Origin of the sequence: Gordonia terrae (genome assembly GCF_051789125.1) — a bacterium.
Taxonomy (GTDB): Bacteria; Actinomycetota; Actinomycetes; order Mycobacteriales; family Mycobacteriaceae; genus Gordonia; species Gordonia terrae_A.
Genome location: NZ_CP196526.1, coordinates 3,834,331 through 3,854,707, shown reverse-complemented (window position 1 = coordinate 3,854,707; position 20,377 = coordinate 3,834,331). Strand labels below are relative to the sequence as shown.

Annotated in this window: 10 protein-coding genes; 4 read left to right on the top strand and 6 right to left on the bottom strand. The window is 69.6% G+C overall.

Annotated elements, in window-relative coordinates:
• Positions 1–33: 33 nt before the first annotated feature.
• Genes ACSUZC_RS17570 through ACSUZC_RS17555 form a run of 4 tightly spaced genes read right to left on the bottom strand, consistent with a single transcriptional unit; the run spans position 34 to position 16,135 of the window.
• Positions 34–816, bottom strand: a complete 783-nt coding sequence (locus ACSUZC_RS17570) for an ABC transporter permease (RefSeq protein ID WP_439029763.1) — start codon at positions 814–816, stop codon at positions 34–36.
• Complete coding sequence (locus ACSUZC_RS17565) at positions 806–2,038, bottom strand: ABC transporter ATP-binding protein (protein ID WP_439029762.1); 1,233 nt, start codon at positions 2,036–2,038, stop codon at positions 806–808. Before ACSUZC_RS17565 ends, ACSUZC_RS17570 begins: the two co-directional genes overlap by 11 nt.
• Complete coding sequence (locus ACSUZC_RS17560) at positions 2,016–2,273, bottom strand: MbtH family protein (protein ID WP_439029761.1); 258 nt, start codon at positions 2,271–2,273, stop codon at positions 2,016–2,018. The genes ACSUZC_RS17565 and ACSUZC_RS17560 overlap by 23 nt, the downstream gene beginning before the upstream one ends.
• Positions 2,270–16,135 (bottom strand): amino acid adenylation domain-containing protein, encoded by a 13,866-nt coding sequence (locus ACSUZC_RS17555; protein WP_439029760.1) that lies wholly within the window; start codon positions 16,133–16,135, stop codon positions 2,270–2,272. Before ACSUZC_RS17555 ends, ACSUZC_RS17560 begins: the two co-directional genes overlap by 4 nt.
• Before the next feature lie 538 nt (positions 16,136–16,673).
• On the opposite strand from ACSUZC_RS17555, the gene rplN reads away from it, so the two are divergent.
• The 4 genes from rplN to ACSUZC_RS17535 are packed head-to-tail and all read left to right on the top strand — an operon-like array spanning position 16,674 to position 18,126.
• A complete protein-coding gene (gene rplN, locus ACSUZC_RS17550; protein ID WP_004019493.1) occupies positions 16,674–17,042 on the top strand; it encodes a 50S ribosomal protein L14 in 369 nt (122 codons plus the stop codon).
• 1 nt (position 17,043) lies between these two features.
• Positions 17,044–17,361 (top strand): 50S ribosomal protein L24, encoded by a 318-nt coding sequence (rplX, locus tag ACSUZC_RS17545; protein WP_005197643.1) that lies wholly within the window; start codon positions 17,044–17,046, stop codon positions 17,359–17,361.
• A 1-nt stretch (position 17,362) separates the two neighbouring features.
• Positions 17,363–17,941: a 50S ribosomal protein L5 gene (rplE, locus tag ACSUZC_RS17540; RefSeq protein WP_439029759.1), complete on the top strand. Its 579-nt coding sequence runs from the start codon at positions 17,363–17,365 to the stop codon at positions 17,939–17,941.
• The gene (locus ACSUZC_RS17535) at positions 17,941–18,126 is read left to right on the top strand and encodes a type Z 30S ribosomal protein S14 (RefSeq protein ID WP_232718887.1); all 186 of its coding nucleotides are present in this window, start codon (positions 17,941–17,943) and stop codon (positions 18,124–18,126) included. Before rplE ends, ACSUZC_RS17535 begins: the two co-directional genes overlap by 1 nt.
• Before the next feature lie 112 nt (positions 18,127–18,238).
• On the opposite strand, the gene ACSUZC_RS17530 is transcribed toward ACSUZC_RS17535, so the two are convergent.
• Entirely contained in the window at positions 18,239–18,691 is a 453-nt protein-coding gene (locus tag ACSUZC_RS17530) for an SRPBCC family protein (protein ID WP_439029758.1), read from the bottom strand.
• Between the two features lie 84 nt (positions 18,692–18,775).
• Entirely contained in the window at positions 18,776–20,191 is a 1,416-nt protein-coding gene (locus tag ACSUZC_RS17525) for an AIM24 family protein (RefSeq protein ID WP_439029757.1), read from the bottom strand.
• Positions 20,192–20,377: the final 186 nt, after the last annotated feature.

The following is a 20,377-nucleotide window of genomic DNA, read 5'->3' as shown; positions in this document are numbered from 1 at the left end:
CGAACGCATCGTGTTTTCTCCGGCGATCCTGGATCACCGATTTGCTGATCGTCGGTAAAGAATCAGTGACGCAGGGATGCACACCGCCAGGATGACGAGCGCGGAGCCCACCGAGTAGGCGACCGCGTGGTCGGCGACCCAGCCGGTCGCCTCGGGGAACGTCGGCGGAGCCTCGTTGGCGAAGAGCTGCCGGCATGCCGTCGCCACCGCGGTCACCGGGTTCCACTCGGCGATCGCGCGAAGGGGGCCCGGGAGGCTCTGGGCGGAGATGAACGCGCTCGACAAGAACGTGACCGGGAACATCCAGAGGAAGCCGATGCTCTGCGCCGCTTCGACATTGGGTGCGGCCAGTCCCGTCACCGCGCCCACCCAGGCCATCGCGAGGGCGAACAGTCCGATGATGCCGAAGGCGAGTGCGGCGTCGCCCGCGCTGCCCTGAACCCGCCATCCGATGGCGAGGCCGCAGGCCACCATCACGGCGAGTCCGACGATGCCGAGCAGCATGTCGGAGGTGACCCGTCCGCTGATGACTCCGAGGCGCGACATCGGCAGGGAGCGGAGGCGGTCGACGATGCCGTCGGAGGTGTCGTTGGCAAGGCCCACGGTCGTGAAGGCCGCATTGAACACCACAGTCTGCGTGAAGATGCCGGCCATCAGGAACTCGCGGTATGTGCCGCCGCCCAGTGTGGCGCCGAAGACGTAGGCGAAGAGGAACACGAACATCAGCGGTTGCACGGTGGCGCTGATGAGCAGGGTCGGAATGCGCTTGACGGTCAGCAGGTTCCGCTCGACCAGAACTGCGGTGTCAGTGAGCATGGAGTCGATCCGATCTGGTCGTCGGGGCGTGGGAGAGGTCGGGATCGGTGTCGGACACCTTCGGGATGACGGTGGTCTCGGCGTCGGCGTCGACCTTTGCCTTCTTCTCGACACCGCGGTCGCCGCCGCTCGCGTGCGTGTCCCGTTCCGTGAGTGTCAGGAACACGTCGTCGAGCGTCGGGGTGGCGACCGTGGCATCGACGACGTCGATGCCGACGGCGTCGAGGGCGCGGACGGCCTCGACGGCGCTGCGCGTTCCGTTGTCGACGGGAACCGACCAACGGGTGCCGCTCGATCCCGGATGGGGGGCGGTGTCGGCCTCGAGTCGTTCGGGCATGCCGAGACCGATCTCGGCCAGCGTCGTGGCGACGAGCTCGTCCTGCGGGTGGTCCGCTGTTCCCGAGCGTGCGTCGACCTCGACGGTGAGGATCGACCCGCCGGTGGCCGCCTTGAGATCGGCGGCGCTTCCCTGAGCCCGGATGGTGCCGTGGTCGATGACGGTGATCTCGTCGGCGAGCGCGTCGGCCTCCTCGAGGTACTGGGTCGTCAGCAGGACCGTCGCGCCGTTCGCGACCTGGTCGGTGATGACCTCCCACATCTGGCGGCGTCCTCGGGGATCGAGCCCGGTGGTGGGTTCGTCGAGGATGACCAGCGAGGGGCGGTTGATGAGCGCGCCCGCGAGGTCGAGTCGGCGGCGCATGCCGCCGGAGTAGGTGCGCATCGGGCGGTCCGCGGCATCCTCCAGGTTGAGGTTGGCGATCAATTCCCTTGCACGCGTGGAGGACTCGCCGCGGGAGAGTCCGTACAGCTGCCCGACCATCCGGAGGTTCTCGAAGCCGGTCAGGTTGCCGTCGACGGCTGCGTACTGTCCGGAGACGCCGATGATCTTACGGGCCGCTCCGGGATCGGCGATGGCGTCGACACCGTCGACCGTGACTGTGCCCTCGTCGGGGACCATCAGGGTGGCGACCGCGCGCACCGTCGTCGTCTTGCCCGCACCGTTGGGTCCGAGCAGGGCGTGCACGGTTCCCGCGGGCACCGTCAGGTCGAGGCCGTCCAGCGCGTGAACCGCTCGACCCCGGCCGAAGAGCCCGGTGCGGAAGGTCTTGCGCAATCCGCGCAATTCCAGGGCATTGCGTTGCACAGCGGTGCGTTCGGAACCATCGACCGCCGTGCCGTCCTCTGTGCCGGGCTTGCCCTCATCCATACTGTGCCGCCCCATGAATGGCCTCCCTCTCACTGTTCTGCGAACGTTCCATCGACCGGATGAGGCTGGCGGGACGCATGTCTCGCCAGTTCTCCTCGACGTACTCCAGGCATTCGTCGTGGCCGGACGGGCCGAAGACGATGCGCCAGCCGTCGGGCACGGGCGCGAAGTCCGGCCAGAGCGAGTGCTGGTTCTCGTGATTGACGAGGACGCGGAAGGTCCCCTCGGTGTCGTCGAACGGATTGGTCATGACTCCCTTTCCTGCACTGTGGCCCCCGGGGAATCCGGTCGGCCGATTACGTGTACCCATTCGGATACGTTCTCCGGCAACAGCATGCGTGCGTGAGTACTGGCTGTTTCGACCTCGACGACCCGGCCGGTGACCTTGTTGGCCCAGTCGGCGACGGCGGGTGGTCCGTCGTGCGCGTCCTCGGTCGCGGTCACGAAGGTGAGGTCACCGTCGAAGACCCGTGGCCGCCAGTCGCGGGCCAGGGGTGAGGCGTGGCGGAACACCTCGTGGACCGTCGTGAGCATCTCCTCCGTGAGACCCCCGAGTGCACCCCCGGCCTGGGAGATGATCCGGTAGGCGTCGGCGACGGTGGGCTCGCCCTCGTCCGCCGCGATCTCCGATGTCTCGGCCTCGGGCACATCGAGCCCGAACTCGCGCATCAGCTCGGCGATCGAGGCCTCGGTGTCGAGGTCCGGCCGCTCGGCGACGACGTAGCTGTCGAGCACGACGAGCCGATCGACGGTCTCGCCGGCGTCCTGGAGCTGCACGGCCATCTCATGGGCGATCAATCCGCCGAGCGACCAGCCGAGCAGGTGGTACGGACCGTGCGGGGACACCGACCGGATTCGGGAGACGTACGCCGCGGCCAGCTCCGCGATGGTGCGCGGGCACGGTTCGCCGGACAGCGCCGGATGCTGTAGGCCGTAGACGGCGCGACCGGCGGGTACGTGGGGCAGCACGGAGGTGAAGCTCCACGACAGCCCGATGGCCGGGTGGACCACGAACAGCGGCGGCTCGGCGGCCTTGTCGGAGTGCCGGGGACCGCGTCGCAACGGCAACAGGGTGTCCAGGCCGGACGTCGACGCGGCGCCTGCGGTCTGCGTTTGCGCTGTCGGCCCGTCGAGCAGGGCGGCGAGTTCGGCCGGGCTCGGCGCTCCGAAGAGCACCTGTGCCGCGACGTCGCGTCCGGTCAGCTCGGTCAGCCGGCTGGTCACCGAGGTGGCCATCAGGGAGTTGCCGCCGAGGTCGAAGAAGCCGTCGTCGGCTCCGACGCGGTCCGCGTCGATGTCGAGGACCTCGGCGAAGACGCGTGCGACCGTCTCCTCGATGCCGGGGGCCGGCCGTCGGCGCGACGTGTCGACCGCGGGGGTCGGCAGCGCCGCACGGTCCAGCTTGCCGGTCGGCGTGAGCGGGATGACGTCGAGCACGGAGATCGACACCGGGACCATGTGACGCGGCAGACGACGTGCCACCCGGCGCCGGAGATCCGCCGGTTCGGGTTCGGCACCGGCGGTGGCGGTCACGTAACTGCGCAGCGTGGCCTGGGCGCCGGAACCGTCCACCAAGGTGACGGCGAAGTCGACGTCGGGTTCGGCGGCGAGCGCGTCGTCGATCTCGCCGAGTTCGATGCGGAAGCCGCGGACCTGGACCTGGGTGTCGCTGCGGCCGACGTAGACGATCTGGCCGTCGTCGGTCCAGCGGACGACGTCACCGGTGCGGTACATCCGCTGGCCGGCGAACCGGGGTCCGGTCACCATCGGGGCGGGCACGAACCGCAGGGACGTGAGTCCGGGACGTCCGTGATACCCGCGGGTGACCTGCGCACCCATCAGGTACAGGTCGCCGGTGACGCCGGGCGGCACCGGATGCAACCGTTCGTCGAGGACCAGCGCGCCGACCCCGTTGTTGGGGGTGCCGATGGTCAACGGCGTGTTCGGGGTCAGCGAGCGGCTGCCCGTCGTGATGATCGTCGTCTCGGTGGGGCCGTAGACGTTCAGCATCGTCCGGCCGGGGGACCAGCGTCGGACCAGGTCGGCGCCGAAGGCCTCGCCGCCGACGGCGAGGACGCGCAGCGACGGCACTGCGGCCGGGTCCATGCTGGCGACCGCGGCGGGGGTGATGAAGGCGTGGGTGGCCTGCCGCGAGTCGATGAACTCGCTGAGCGCCTCCCCGCCGAACACCTGCGATCCGACGACGGTCAGAGCCGAGGCGCCGGCCAGGGCCAGCAGCATCTCGAGGACCGATGCATCGAAACTCGGTGAGGCGAAATGCAAGACGCGCGATGTGGGACCGGGCCCCATCCGCTCGGCCAGTTCGTCGTGGACGGCACGCAGACCCGAGTGCGGCACCAGGACGCCCTTGGGTCGGCCGGTGGATCCGGACGTGTAGATGATGTACGCCAGTTGGTCCGGCCGGATCGTCGAGGCCCGTTCGGCATCGGTGATCGGTGCCGGCGAGGAGTGCTTCATCCGCGTGCGGGTCGGTGCCTCGTCGAGAACCAGTGTCGGGATGGCGTCTCCGGCCGCGCTCTCGGCGACCCGGTCCCGGGAGGCGGAGGTCGTCACGACCAGCTGCGCACCGCTGTCGGCGAGCATGTGGGCGATGCGGTCGGCGGGGTAGGCGGGGTCGACCGGTACGTAGGCGGCGCCCGCCTTCAGGATCGCCCAGATCGCCACCAGTGAATGGATGGAACGCTCGACGGCCATGGCGACCACCGGCTCGCGCGGCGCGGCCGTGTCGTCGGAGTCGTCGTGTCCGCCGATGCCGCGGCCGAGCAGCACGCGTGCCAGTCGGTTGGAACGGGCGTCGAGTTCGGCGTAGGTGAGCGTCTCGGGCTCGCCATTGGGTTCCGTGGGCTCCCCGATGACGGCCAGCCCGTCCGGATTCCGGTGGACGGCGTCGGCGATCAGCTCGACGAACGTGGCCGGCGCCTTGGCACGCGGACCGAGCGCCGGGGTGCGCTCGGCGACCTCGAGGGGATCGGTGATGCGGAGGTCGCCGACAGCGCGGCCGGGGTCGCCCAGGATGCCCCGGATGACCCTCATGAGGCGAGTGCCCAGCAGCTGTGCGTCGTCGTGGGTGTAGCGCGACGCGTCGTAGGTGATCTGCAGCGCGGCGGCGTTCCCGCCGTCGGTGTCCGCGGCGCCGGCATTGATGCCGGTGACGGTGAACTGGAGATCGAACTTGGCGGCGGGGGAGTCGAATTCGGCCACGTCGGCGGTCAGTCCGTCGGCCATCGGGATGATGGTCCCGGTGAGCTCGTGCGCACCCTCGATCGGCGCGGGTGCGCCTCCGGCGTAGTCGTGCACCGACAACGCGACCTGGAAGATCGGGTGGCGCCCGTGTGCGCGCTCGGGGTTGAGTGCGCTCACCACGTCGTCGAACGGCGTGCTGCGATGATCGAGCGCGTCGATGTCGGCGTCGCGGATGCGGCGCACGGCCGCCGCGACGGTCTCCGCGCTGTGCAGCTGAGTGCGCAGCGGCACCATGTTCACGAACATGCCGACGACGTCTCCGTAGTCGCGGACCGCATCCGCGGTGCCGGTGCGGTTGGCGACCGGGCTGCCGATGACGAGATCGTCGCCGACGCCCATCCGGTGCAGCAGGATGGCCAGTGCGGAGTGCATCACCGAGAACGGCGTCGTCGACTGCTCGCGGGCGAAGGCGGTGAGGCCGGCCCGGGTGTGTGCCGGCAGCTGCATCGTCACCGAGCGGGCTCCGCTCGAGGTCCGTGCACCGGTCCGCGGTTCGACGGTCGTCTCCGCGGGTGCTCCGGCGAGGTGGTCGGTCCAGAACCGTAGGTCGTCCTCCGATGCCGGGTCGGCGGCGCTCTCCAGGGCATGGTCGCGGTAGTCGATCTCCGCCTCGGTCCAGCTCTCGACGCGACCGGCGTGCCGCTCGCGGTACGCCTGCGCGAGATCGCTGACCAGGATCGGCATCGACGCGCCGTCGGCCGCGATGTGGTGGACGACGAGCACGAGCAGGTGTCCGCCCGGGCCGTGGTCGTCGGGGTCGACGAGGAGAGTCGCGCGCAGCGGCGCCTCACGCGTCGGGTCGATCGGCATCGTCGCGCATCGAGCGACCTCCGCCAGGAGGCTGTCGGTGCTCGGTGTCTCGGGAGTCACCGGGGTGAGCTCTCCGACGATTGCGGACGCATCGTCGAGAACCCTTCCGGCGGGCCCGTTCTCGCCGGGTTCGAAGACGGTCCGCAGGCTCGTGTGTCGCGTGACCACGTCGACCAGCGCACCGCGCAGGGCGTCGACGTCGAGCTCGCCGCGCAGACGCAGCACGAAGGGCATCAGGTACTCGGTCGAGGTGGGATCGGCCGCGGCCATCGACCACAGACGACGCTGGATCGGTGCGAGTGGGAAGCGGTCGGGCCTCGGTGCCCGCGGGGCGGGTGCGTCACCGGCGGGTTCCCAGTCCGCGGGAAGGATGACGAGCTCGGCGAGGGCCTCGGGCGTCGGATGGTCGAACACGTCGCGGACGCGCAACCGCTCGCCGGCGTGGACCCGGTTGATGCGGCTGACGAGCGTGGTCGCCTGCAGCGAGGTCCCGCCGAGCAGGAAGAAGTCGTCGGTCGCGCCCAGGTCGCCGGGACGCAGACCGAGGACGTCGGCGACCACCTCGACGAGGGCGGCCTCGGTGTCGGTCCGCGGTGCGCGGCCGGTCGTGGACACGCTGCTCGACGACGGCTCGGGCAGTGCTCGCCGGTCGAGTTTGCCGTTGTCGGTCAACGGGATCTCGTCGAGTACGACGAGCGCAGACGGCACCATGTGGCGGGGCAGCAGGCGACGGACCGTGTCGAGGACGTCGGTGGTGTCCAAGGTCTCGCCGGCCCGGGTGACGTAACCGACGAGGGTGGCCGATGCGCCCTCACCCCGTACGACGGTGGTCGCGAAGTCGACGCCGTCGGCAGCCGCGAGGGCCGCGCTGACCTCGTCGAGTTCGATGCGGAAACCACGCACCTTCACCTGGTTGTCGCTGCGCCCGTGATAGGTGAGCGTGCCGTCGGCGTCGCGGTGGACGATGTCGCCCGTCCGGTACATGACGCCGCCGTCTGCGCCGGGGCATGCGACGAACCTGCCCGCGGACAGTCCGCGTCGTCCGAGGTATCCGCGCGCCACCCCGGGCCCGGCGAGGTACAGCTCGCCGGGGACGTGGTCGGCGACCGGACGCAGCCGGTGGTCGAGGACGAGTGCGGTGCAGCCGAGGACCGGTGTACCGATCGTGATGGGTCCACCGGGACGCAGGGGTGCCGACATCGTGGCCACGATGGTGGTCTCGGTGGGTCCGTAGGCGTTGATGTAGCGGCGTCCGGTTCCCCAGCGCGACACCAGTTCCGGTGTGCTCGCCTCGCCGCCGACACCCAGGCTCCGCAGGTGGGGCAGTGGATGCGGTGCGGCCGCGGCCAGCGCGGACGGGGTGATGAACGCGTGCGTCACCGCCTGCTCGTCGAGGAACTCGACCAGTTCGTCGCCACCGTAGATGGTCGTCGGTGCGACCACCATCGTCGCGCCGGAGTCGACGGCCAGGAGGAATTCGAGCATCGAGGCGTCGAATGCGGGGGAGGCGAAGAGCAGCGTGCGGTCTCCCGGGCCCACCGCGTAGCGGTCGCGTTGGGTCGCGCTGAACGCGGCGAGGCCGCGGTGGGTGACGCTGACACCCTTGGGGGCTCCGGTCGAACCCGACGTGTAGACGATGTAAGCCACCGAGTCGATGTGCCGGTCGCTGTGCGGCCCTTCGGGAACCGCGCCGGTGCGCAGGTCCTCGGGGGTGAGCCACCAGATGTCGTGCGGCACGTCGGCGCGGTGGTCGGTGCTGCTGATGCCGATGAACGCGCCGGAGTCGGAGATCATGTGTGCGACACGATCTGTCGGGTAACGCATGTCGATCGGCAGGGCGGCTGCACCGGTCTTGGCGACGGCCCAGGTGGCGAGGACCGATTCGAGGCTGCGGTCGACGGCGATCGCGACCACGTCCTCGGTGCCGATGCCGAGTTCGAGCAGCGTCGAGGCCCAGCGCCCGGAGACGCGGTCCATCTCGGCATAGGTGAGGGTGCGGGTCCCGTCCTCGACGGCGATCCGGTCGGGATGGGCCGCCACCGTGTCGGCGATGATGTCGGCGAGGTGGCGCGGTTCGACGGGGTTGTCGCGGTCGGCGTCGGCCGGGGTGCGGGCCGGCGCATGCGGGGCCAGGTCGTCCAGTGGCGCCGTCGGATCGGTGACGACCGCGCGCGCCAGGTCGACGAACATCCGTGCCAGTGCGGCGATGCGCTCCTGACTGTAGACGTCGGTCGCGTAGGTGAAGCGCGCCCGACCGTCGCGCAGACGCAGCTCGAGATCGAAACGCGCTGCGGCGGTGTCGATCTCCTCGACCGTGATCTCGACCCCGGGCAGTTCCACCCGGTTGTGTGCGCCGGGTCCGTCGGAGGTCCCGGCGTCGAATGCCAGCGCGATCTGGAACACGGGGTGATGGCCGGTCCGCGGCGGATTGAGGATGGCGACGATCTGCTCGAAGGGCATGTCGGCCTGCGAGAGTGCCTCGAGGTCGCGGTGCCGCACCGAGTCGAGCAGGGTCGCGAAGCCCTCGCGCCCGTTCACCGGCGTCCGCAGGACGACGGAGTTGACGAACATGCCCACGATGCCGGCGAGGCGGGGATCGGTGCGACCGGCGACCGGGGTACCGATGACGATGTCCGACGGTGTGCCCGCGATGTGCACCTGCGGATCGGCGTGCAGACGGTGCAGCACGGCCGCGAGCACGGCGTGGACGCTCTGGAACTCGGTCGCCCGGCCGTCGGCGAGATCGGTCAGCTGACGGCGCAGTTCGGGTTCGAAGTCGACCTCGACGACGCCGGCGGACCGGACCGCGCCTGCCGGGACGTCGGGGAGGAGTGCCGGGCCGACGTCGATCCCGTCGAGCTCGGCCCGCCACCAGTCGGTGAGATCGGTCTGGGCGTCGAGGTGGTCGGCCTGCCAGCGCAGATAGTCGCGGTAGTCGATCGGCAACGGGGTCGCGGTGACCTCGTCCGCACCGGCGCGCAGTTCCGCATAGGCGCGGGTGATGTCGCGATGCAGGGGCGCCATCGACCAACCGTCGGCCGCGATGTGATGGATGACGATCGTGAACTTGTGGTGCGAGGCGTCGCCGTCGATGCGATGGAGCGCGGTACGCAGCGGCACGTCGACCGTCAGGTCGAAGGGCCGCCGGGCCAGCGCCCGGGCGTGGTCCGGCCAGTCGGCGGCGGGGGTGTCGACGACGTCGAAGTCGAGGTGCACCTCGCCGGCGGGGCGGACGTCGAGTACGGGTCGTCCGTCGTGATCGGGGTAGACGGTACGCAGCATCTCGTGGCGATCGACGGCATGCCGGATCGCGCCGGACAGCGCGTCGATGTCGAGGTCACCGCGCATGTCCAAGGCAAAGGCGATGGCGTAATCGGCTGTGGCCGAATCGCTCTGACCGGCCATCACGGCATCGGGCAGTTCCAGCTCGATGGTCTCCGCCGCAGACGGCTCGGTCATCACCTGCGGTGAGGAGCCGATCGGATCGTTGCCGATCGCGAGCTGGTTGAGGAACCACAGCTGCTGCTGGGCGGGTCCCGGGTGCACCGGGGCCTCGGGGTCGTGGCGCAGTTGCGGCAGGGTCCGGGATTCGGGGAATGTGTCGGCGCCGCCCTCGAGCGTGCCGCTCAGGCGGGCGATCCCGGCCACCGTCGAATGGTCGAAGATCTCCCGGACCGGGATGCGCCGGCCCGTCAGATTCTCCAGTGCGCCGACGATCTGGGTGGCCAGCAGCGAGTTCCCGCCGAGGTCGAAGAAGTCGTGATGACGCCCCACGGTGCCGGGCTCGAGGTCCAGACGTTCGGCGATGAGGTCGGCGACGGCCTGCTCGGCCGGGGTCGAGGGCGCCACATAGTGCACGGTGCCTGCGGCAGACGACGCGTCCGGTGCGGGCAGCGCGCGCAGGTCGACCTTGCCGATGGGGGTCGTCGGGATCTCGTCGAGCTCGATGACCGCCGAGGGGATCATGTGCCGGGGCAGCCGTTCGGCGAGCCGCTCACGCACGTCGGCCGCGCCCCCGGAGGCCGCGTCGGTCATCGTGACGTAGGAGACGAGGTATGCCCGGTCGCCCTCGCCGTGTGTGGTGGTCACCGCAGCGCGCACCGCCTCGTCCGCGACCAGGGCGGCGTCGATCTCGCCGAGCTCGATGCGGTGGCCGCGGATCTTGGTCTGGTGATCGGCGCGGCCGCGGAACTCGAGTTCGTGGTCAACGGTCCAGCGCACGAGGTCGCCGGTCCGATACATCCGTTCGCCGGGCTCGCCGAACGGGTTGGCGATGAACCGCTTGGAGGTCAGTGGGCGGACGCCGTGGTAACCGCGGGCCAGATGTTCACCGGCGATGTACAACTCGCCGACGGCTCCGGGCGCGACCGGGCGCAGACGCTCGTCGAGCACGACCGCGGAGATGCCGCGGATCGGGCGTCCGATCGTCAGTGTCGTGTAGTCGGGGCTGATCTGCGACGAGACCGCCGCGACGACCGTGGTCTCGGTCGGGCCGTATGCGTTGAACAGCCGGGGTCCGGCAGACCACGTACGCACGACCTCGGGGTTCGGGTGCTCTCCACCGATGACGAGCGCCTGCAGATCCGGCACGTCCTGCGGGGACATCGTGGTCAGCACCGAGGGGGTGAGGAACGCGTGGGTGATGTGTGCATCGCGCATGAGGTCGGCGAGTTCGGCGCCGCCCACGATGCCCGGCGGCACGATGTGCATCGTCGATCCTGCCGCGATGGCCATGAGGATCTCGAGAACCGACGCGTCGAAGCTGGGCGAGGCCATGTGCATGGTCTGGCTGTCGGGGGTGATGCCGTACTGCGTGACCTGCTGGGCCCCGAAATCGGCGAGGCCGCGGTGGCTGACGATGACGCCCTTCGGCGTCCCGGTGGTGCCCGACGTGTAGATCAGATAGGCGGGCTGGTCGACGTCGAGTACCCCGTGCCGCTCCGAATCCGACAGCGGCGCCGCGGAAGCGGCGGCTACCCGGTCGATGACGGCGGGGTCGTCGAGGACGACCGTGCGCAAGTCGGTGCCGGACGGATCGGAGCCGGAATGCGGATCGGAGGCCCGGTCGGTGACGAGCAGCCGCGTTCCCGAGTCAGCAAGCATGTGGTCGATGCGCTGCGCGGGGTAGGCCGGGTCGACCGGCACCCAGGCCGCGCCGGTGCGCGCGATCGCCCACATCGCGATCATCCAGTCGACCCCGCGGGGCAGCGCTACGGCGACATGACGTTCCGGGCCGGCGCCCTCGCCGATGAGCACACGCGCCAACCGGTTCGACGCGGCGTCGAGCTGACGATAGGTCAGTGAACGGGTGCCGTCGGTCACCGCGACCCGGTCCGGCGCCGACTCCGCGGCTGCGGACAGCAGGCCGGTGAGGTGCTCGACCGGTCGTCGGCCCTCGCCGACGGCGGGGACGAGGTCGAGGCGTTCGTGTAGGTCCAAGACGGGCAGATCGCCCACCGCGGCACCGGGGTCCGTCGTCGCGGCGTGCAGGATCCTGGTCAGGCGCGAGGCCAGACCCGCCACCGTGTGGCGATCGAACAGCGCTGTCGCATAACCGATCTCGAGGGCGAGACCGGACGGTTCGCCGTCGTCCTCGCGCAGCTCGGTGAAGGTGAACTGCAGGTCGAACGTCGCGCGGCCGGTGTCGACGCGCGCCGCGGTCGCGGTGAGACCGGCGAAGTCGAGCCGGATCGCGGACCGGTCCTCGAGCGCGAGCGAGACCTGGAAGAACGGATGGACGTTGCCCGAGCGCTCCGGGTTGAGTTCGGTCACGAGACGGTCGAACGGGATGGTGGCGTTGTCGAAGGCGCTCAGGTCCGTGTCGCGGACCCGCGCCACCAGATCGGCGAACGCCATGTCCTTGTCGACGTCGGTCCGCAGCGCGAGCGTGTTGACGAACATGCCGACGAGACCGTCGATGTCGGCGTCCCCGCGTCCGGACACCGGTGTCCCGATGACGACGTCATCGGCCTGTGACTGGCCGCGGAGCAGCGAGGCGACGGCGGCATGCAGCACCATGAACACGGTGGCATCGGAACCGGCGGCGAGTTCGCGGACCGCGCGGTGGGCGTCGGCGGAGATCGTCGCGCTCACCGACGATCCGGAATTCCCCGCGTTGCGCGTGCGCGGCCGGTCGAGGGGTAGCTCGGTCTCGCCCCGGACGTCGCCGAGGATGCCCCGCCAGAAGTCGAGTTCGGCTGCCGCGTGGTCGCTCTCGGCGAGCCAGGCGTGCCGCTCGGCACTGATCTGCGAGTAGGTGACGGGCAACTCGTCCCACCCGGGTTCGGTGTGGTCGCGCCGCGCGCGGTATGCGATGGCGAGGTCGCCGGCCAGCGGGGTGAACGACCACCCGTCGGCCGCGATGTGGTGGACGACCACGGTCAGCCGGTGATCGTCGCGCGCGGTGCGGACCAACCGTGCGCGAATCGGCAGGTCGGAGCCCAGATCGAAGGGCTCGGAGGCGAATTCGCGATCGGTCACCCGTGCTGCGTCGGCCGCGTCGAGAACGGGGAGTTCGAGCGTGACCGACTCCGGGGGAGTCGCGGCGATGCGTGCGGCGCCGTCGATCTCGGCCACGACACTGCGCAGTGGCTCGTGGCGGCGAACGACGTCGACGAGGGCGAGGCGCAACGCCTCGGGGTCGAGGTCGCCGACGAGGCGGACCGTGAACGGCATGTTATAGGTGGCCGACGCTGCCGGGTCGAGTCGTGTCGCGAGCCACAGACGATGCTGTGCGGGCGACAGCGGGACGGGCCCGGACCGGGGAGCGCGGTCACCGGCGGCGGCCTCGTGCGTGCCCGTTCCGGTGGGCGCCTCCACGTCCACGCCGAGGTCGGCGAGGGCGTCGACGATGCCGCCGAGGTCGCCGGCGTCGAAGATCGTCCGGATCCCGATCCGCTCTCCGGTGGCGCGCGACAACCGCGTCGCGACCCGGGTTGCCGACAGGGAGGTGCCGCCGATCTCGAAGAAGTTGTCGCGCAACGACATCCTCGACGACTCGACGTCGGTGTCGGAGTCATGCAGGTCGAGCACCTCGGCGATGGTGTCGGCGACGAGATGTGCAAGCGGGGTGAGGGGTGCCACGAACTCGCGGCGCGTGCGCAGCTCCGGGCGCGGCAGTGCGCGCCGGTCGAGCTTGCCGTTCGCGGTCGTCGGCAGCTCGTCGAGCACCATGATGGCCGAGGGGACCATGTGGTCGGGCAGCGCCGAACGGAGTTCGCCACGCAGGTCCCGGTCTTCGAGCGCGGAGCCGGTGACGTAACCGGCCAGCGTCGACTCGTCGGCGACCATGTCGTCGCGGACCACGACGCCGGCGGCGGTCACGCCGTCGAGCCGGCTCAGCGCGGACTCGATCTCGCCCAGCTCGACGCGCTGGCCGCGGATCTTGACCTGGGAGTCGGTGCGGCCCAGGTACTCCAGCGAGCCGTCGGACATCATCCGGACCAGGTCGCCGGTCCGGTAGAGGCGCTCGCCGTCCTCACCGGCGACGAAGCGTGCCGCGGTGAGGTCGGGCCGCGCGCGGTAGCCGCGTGCGAGCTGGACACCGCCGAGGTAGAGTTCGCCGATCGCGCCCTCGGGCTGCGGACGAAGTCGATGGTCGAGCACCCGGATGGTGGTGTTCCACACCGGCTTCCCGATGGGGACGATCGCGGCGTCGGCGCGGCAGGCGTCGTGGTGCGTCACGTCGATGGCGGCCTCGGTGGGGCCGTACAGGTTGTGGACCGGGGCGTCGGTGAGCCGCGCGGTGGCGGCGACGGTCGCGGGTGTCAGTGCCTCACCGCTGGTGAAGATCTGGCGGAGGGTGGCCAGGTGCGTCGAGTCGCCGGAACCGGGCACGGGGGACTGCAGTGCGGCCGCGAACGCGGCGAGCATCGACGGGACGAAATGGACCGTGGTGACGCCGTTGTCGGCGATCACGTCGCGCAGGTACCAGGGGTCACGGTGGCCGTCGGGTGTCGGTACGACGAGGCCGGCGCCGGAGGTGAAGGGCCAGAAGAACTCCCACACGGACACGTCGAACGTGGAGGGGGTCTTCTGCAGCACGCGGTCGTCGGCCGACAACGAGTAGCGCGCCTGCATCCAGGCGAGCCGGTTGACGATCGCCCGATGGGTGATCACGACGCCCTTGGGCTTGCCCGTCGAGCCGGAGGTGAACAGTACGTAGGCGGCATGCCCGGGTCGCGGTGTCGCGGTGGGTGAGGCGCCGGCGGTCTCCTCACGGAGCTCCGCGAGGACATCGTCGGTGATGACGAGGTCGGGGGTGGCCACGCCCAGGATGTGGGCGAGGCGGTCGGCCGGCTCGGCCGGGTCGACGGGCAGGAAGGCGGCCCCGGCGCGCACGGCCGCGTGCAGCGCGAGGACCTGGTCGACACTGCGCGACATTTGCACGGCGACAACGCTCTCCGTGCCGATCCCGCGACCGGCGAGTGCGGCCGCGAGTGCGCGCGATCGATCGGCGAACTCCCCGTGGGTGAGTGATTCGCCGCTGCTGGCGTCGACGATCGCCACCTCGTCGGGGTGGTTGTGTGCGGCCTCGTCGAGAAGGTCGACGAGTGTCGTGTCACCGAGGTCGACGCGTTCGCCGGCGGTTCGGACTGCAAGCCCGGCCCGCTCGTCGTCGGTGAGCAGGTCCAGTGTCGTGAGCCGGGCGTCGGCGGGCGCGCGGACGATGCGCTCGAGGAAGTCGACGAGGCGACTGTGGTGCGTCGAGATCTCGTCGGCGGAATAGATGTTGGGGTTCGCCTCGAGGTCGAGACTCATGCCGCCGTCGAAACTGTCGTAGACGTTGACCGAGATGTCCTCGATCGGGCCGGTGGAGAGCACATTCACCTCGCCGCGCAGCGGACCGAAGTCGATGTGGTCGAAGAACAGCATCACGTTGACGAGTGGTCCGAAGAAGCCGCGCTTCATCCCGGCGGCGCCCAGGATCTCCGAGGCGATGTCCTCGTGCCGGAACTTCTGGTGGCGCACAGCCTGTTTGATCTCCGCATTCACACTCGTGAACAGATCGGCGACGGTGGCCGAGTCGTCGAGCGGGATGCGCAGGGGTACGACGTTGGACGTCAGGCCGGCGGAGGTGCGCAGGATGTCGCGGTCGCGTGCGGCGACCGGCAGGCTCAGCATGGCCTCGTCCCGATCGGTGTAGCGCGCCACGTAGGCGGCGACGGCCGCGGTGATCACCGATGCGGGGCGTACGCGGTGGGCGCGCCCGAGGTCGCGGATGCGGGCGACCACATCGTCGTGGAGATCCACCGAGCGGATCTCCGACAGCGGCGCGGCCGCGTCGGAGAGGCTGGTGAGGGTGGTCGTGTCCGGAAGGTCGGCGAGCCGGCGGGCCCAGTGCTCGCGGTCGGCGGCGAACTTCTCCGAGGACCGGTAGCTCCGGTCGAACTCGAGGATGTCGGACATGGTGGCCGTATCCGCTATCGGCGCGGGCGAGCCGTCCACGATCGCGGTGTAGTGCGACGACACGCGCAGCATCATGTACATCGCCGCGTAACCGTCGAAACCGATGTGATGGCCGCGGCAATACCAGATCGAGTGTCCGGGACCGACTTTCAGGAGGTGGGTCTCCAGGATGTCGTCGGCGAACAGGTCGGAGCGCTGCGAGCGCCTGCGGTCGATCCACGCGAGCGCGGCGGTGCGGGGGTCGTCGGCCTCGGAGAAGTCGTGACGGCCCAGCACCACGCTGTGGGTCTCGTCGAGCACCATGACCGGTTCGCCGTCGTCGGTCGGGATAAGACGCAGGAGCGCGGCCTCGGTCTCGCGACCGGTCATCGTGATGGCGCGCTGCATGATGTCGGGGTCGACGTCGACCAGCGGGTCGTTGCCGTCGCCGCTACCGCGTCGCGAGGTGTCGCCGCGGAACTCGATGAACGCGTCGATGGTCATCGGCACGTCGGGCTCGAGCTGCTGGGCGTAGAAGATGCCGCGTTGCGCTGCGGTCATGGGAATGGCCGGGCGGGTGTCGGTGTCGCGGGTGTCGAAGTCGCGGGTATCGGTGTCGGTGGTGTGCCGGATCGCGTCGTCGGTCGTCACGCGTGCCTCCCCTGTTGGCGCGCACCACGGCATGGCCCCTCACTGGAGCTGGGAGCCGGCTTGCGCGTCGGACTGAACAATGGACCCCGGTGACGTGGTGAAATCGACAGGCTCTCCACGGAGAGTCGATCGCCCCCTGACACGTGCTGCCCCCGGGTACTGCGCGTCCGGTCTCCACGCGGCGCGTGGGTGCCGGACGTTCTGTGTTGGTTGTCTGTGTCGTCCCATGGGTGCTTCGCGCGGGCGATGGCACCAGATGGGTCCGGTCGGAAAAAAGTTTCCCGGGGGGACGACGACCTAAACACCTCCCCGGGGCAACGGGCGGAGATTTGGCCGGGACCTGCGGGTTCCCCTACACTTGTGGGGTTGCCTGCGGCACTGACGTGTCGCGAATCGGCTCACGAACCCACTGGTGGCGGTGGTCCGGGTGTTCATCCCGGGCCAAAACCCCAGGCAGGCGTGTGTTCGGTGGCAGCAGACCGTGTGCGTCGGGTCGGAAATCCGCCGCACATAAGAAGCCAGGTCAAGGAGACTACGAGTGATTCAGCAGGAATCGCGCCTGCGAGTCGCCGACAACACCGGAGCCAAGGAAATCTTGTGCATCCGCGTGCTCGGTGGTTCCTCGCGGCGCTACGCCGGCATTGGTGATGTCATCGTCGCCACTGTCAAGGACGCCATCCCCGGCGGCAACGTCAAGAAGGGTGAGGTCGTCAAGGCCGTCATCGTGCGCACCACCAAGGAGCGCCGTCGCGCCGACGGAAGCTACATCCGGTTCGACGAGAACGCCGCCGTCATCCTCAAGGGTGAGAGCGACCCCCGCGGTACCCGCATCTTCGGCCCTGTCGGCCGCGAGCTGCGCGAGAAGAAGTTCATGAAGATCGTGTCGCTGGCACCGGAGGTGATCTGACATGAAGGTTCACAAGGGTGACACCGTGATCGTCATCTCGGGCAAGGACAAGGGCGCCAAGGGCAAGGTCATCCAGGCCTTCCCGAAGACCCAGCGTGTCCTCGTCGAGGGCGTCAACCGCATCAAGAAGCACACCGCCGCGTCGGCCAACGAGCGCGGTGCCTCCTCCGGCGGCATCGTGACCCAGGAAGCCTCGATCCACGTCTCGAACGTGATGGTCGTGGATTCCGACGGCAACCCGACCCGCGTCGGCTACCGCGTCGACGAAGAAACGGGCAAGAAGGTCCGGATCTCGCGCAAGAGCGGGAAGGACATCTGACATGACCACCTCTGAGAAGATCCAGCCGCGCCTGAAGACTCGCTACCGCGAGGAAATCAAGGACACGCTGAACAAAGAGTTCGATTACGCCAACGTGATGCTGATCCCCGGCGTCGTGAAGGTCGTCGTGAACATGGGTGTCGGCGACGCCGCCCGTGACGCGAAGCTGATCAACGGCGCCGTCGAGGACCTGGCCAAGATCACCGGTCAGAAGCCGGAGATCCGTCGCGCCCGCAAGTCGATCGCGCAGTTCAAGCTGCGTGAGGGCATGCCGATCGGTGCGCGCGTCACGCTGCGTGGCGACCGTATGTGGGAGTTCCTGGACCGCCTCGTGTCCATCGCTCTCCCGCGTATCCGCGACTTCCGCGGCCTGTCGGACCAGCAGTTCGACGGCAACGGCAACTACACGTTCGGTCTGAACGAGCAGTCGATGTTCCACGAGATCAACATCGACAACATCGACCGGCCCCGCGGTATGGACATCACCGTCGTGACGTCGGCCACCACGGACGAGGAAGGCCGCGCGCTGCTGCGTGCCCTGGGCTTCCCGTTCAAGGACAACAACGTTAAGGACAACTGATGGCAAAGAAGGCTCTGGTCAACAAGGCCAACAAGAAGCCCAAGTTCGCCGTGCGGGCCTACACGCGCTGCAACAAGTGCGGTCGTCCGCACTCGGTGTTCCGCAAGTTCGGCCTGTGCCGTATCTGCCTGCGCGAGATGGCTCACGCCGGCGAGCTGCCGGGTGTGCAGAAGTCCAGCTGGTGACCTGTCACCCTCGGATTTCGTAGCGACAATGCGCTCATAGCGCGCATTACTGCTACCGATTCGCCAAACAGCGACAGTCCCACCTCGCTCACGCGAGGTGGGGCTGTTGCTGTCAGCGGGTCGTGGCCCAGTCGTCCACGAGACGCGGCAGCTTCTTCGCGTTGGCGGCGAGTGATCGCTGGTAGGCCCGGATCGCGAGCGCGTCGGCGACCTTGCCGACGGCACCGCCCATCCCCGCGTTGCGGATTCGATAGGTGAGTTCGACGCCGCGGCGAACCTCCTCGAAGGTCGCGGAGATGCCGAACTCGAGCGGTGACTCGGTGGACGTGAACTCGGTGGCCGCGTGCTCATCGACCCTCGTGAACTCGCCGGTCCAGTCGACCGCGCGGCCGAGGCCCTTCATCTGGCCGCGCCAGACGGTTCCCACCGAGACCGGCCCGTCGGTGACCCGTTCGACGCGGACGACGCCGGGAGTCAGTGCTGCGACGTGGTCGGGGATCAGGCAGTACTCCCACACGATGGCGACGGGCTGCTGGACGAGGACGGTCGCTGATGCTTCAGGCATGGCGCCGACGATACCCGCCCCCGCGATTTCGTAGCGAAAGTTGGCTCATGGCACCGGTTTTCGCTACGAAATCAGGCGGGTGGGTCAGCGACCGAGGATGCCACCCAGGACACCGCCCGCACCGGAACCGGCCGCGCCACCGCCGCCCGTCCCACCGATGAAACCGCCCGGCGGGAGCTCGGACGGTTGCACGACGACGAAGCCCTGTCCGGAGAAGGCGAGGGTGAAGCGCTCGCCGGTGCTACGGCCCATGAGCGTGCCGAGGTTGAACGAGTCGTTGGATTTCACCGACGTGCGCAGGCTCGACGACCACGCGACCGCGGCCTGCGGATCGGCGTAGGTCGCGGCGTCGACGTTGAGGACGACCGGGGTGCCGTCGGTGGTGATCGCGATGCGGCCCCGGCCGGTGAAGACGCAGTTGAACAGTCCGGCGTTGCTCATCGCGCCGGCGCCCTGGACGCGGGCGATGTCGTAGGACAGCGAGGAGTCGAAGGCGAGCACGTTGGCGCCGTTGATCGTCAGGCCGTCGCTGCCGTCTAGATCGATGAGGTGGACGTCCGAGGCGGCGTTGGCGAGGAACAGGTCGCCGCGGCCGGTGACCTTCATCAGCGGGACCCCTTCACCGGTCATGGCCTGCCGCATCATTCGCCCGAGGCCGCCGGATCCCAGGGCCTCGAACCGCAGGTCGCCCTGGTAGGCGACCATCGAACCGGTGCGGGCCATCACCTCGCCGGACAATCCCACCCGGCACATCTTGCTGCCCTGCTTCTGGATGCCCTGCCCGGTGACCTCGGCGTGCGACGGGGCGAAGAGATCGCTGTGCATGGGAACTCCCTGGGGTTGGGTGGTGACCGGTGGCCGCGGCGGGGCGGGCGGCGGTGGCGGGGGCGTGTGTGGGGGTGGTGAAGTGTGCTCGGGTGGGATCTGCGGAGTCGCCGGAGCGGGAGGCCACGGCTGCGGGTCGGTCATGCGCGGGGGCTGCCCGGGCGCGGGTGCGGGGACCGGATCGTCGTCGACCTCGATGCCGAACGCGGTGGCCAGCCCCGCCAAACCAGAGTCGTACCCCTGGCCGACGGCGCGGACCTTCCACAGATCGTTGCGGCGATAGATCTCCAGGCAGACGACGGCGGCCTCGGTGGTGAGGCCGGTGGGGGTGAACGTGAGTTCTTCGCCGCCGCCGGTGAGCGTCGACGTGAGCGCGCCCGCGGTGGCGAAACCGGTGGGGCCCGTCCCGTCCAGGCTGGCCGCGATGACCACCGTCGTGATCTCGCGCGGCAGAGCGGTCGTGTCGACGGAGACGATGTCGGCGTCGCCGGCCGAACGATAGGAGACGCCCGGGCCCGAAGGCTGGTTGTAGAAGACGAGGTCGGCATCGGAGCGGACCCGCCCGGCGTCGGTCAGCAGGATCGCCGAGGTGTTGACCGGCGACACCGAGCGCACCGAGACGGTCACGGCCGGCGAGGGCAGTGGGCGGTTCTCTCCGGCGGTCAGCGTGAGCACGGGTCCATTGTGCCAACGCCGACGGCCGACGTCCGGGATGCGAGGCGGGGACGGCCACGGGCGGTGCCCACACGGCGTCGACGATAAATCAGTGGCGCACACACCGACCCGCGCGCGACCATGGGCGAGCACAGGGTCCACGGATGCGCCATCCGCATCCACCCGCACGCGTGCGTCGGTCGAACA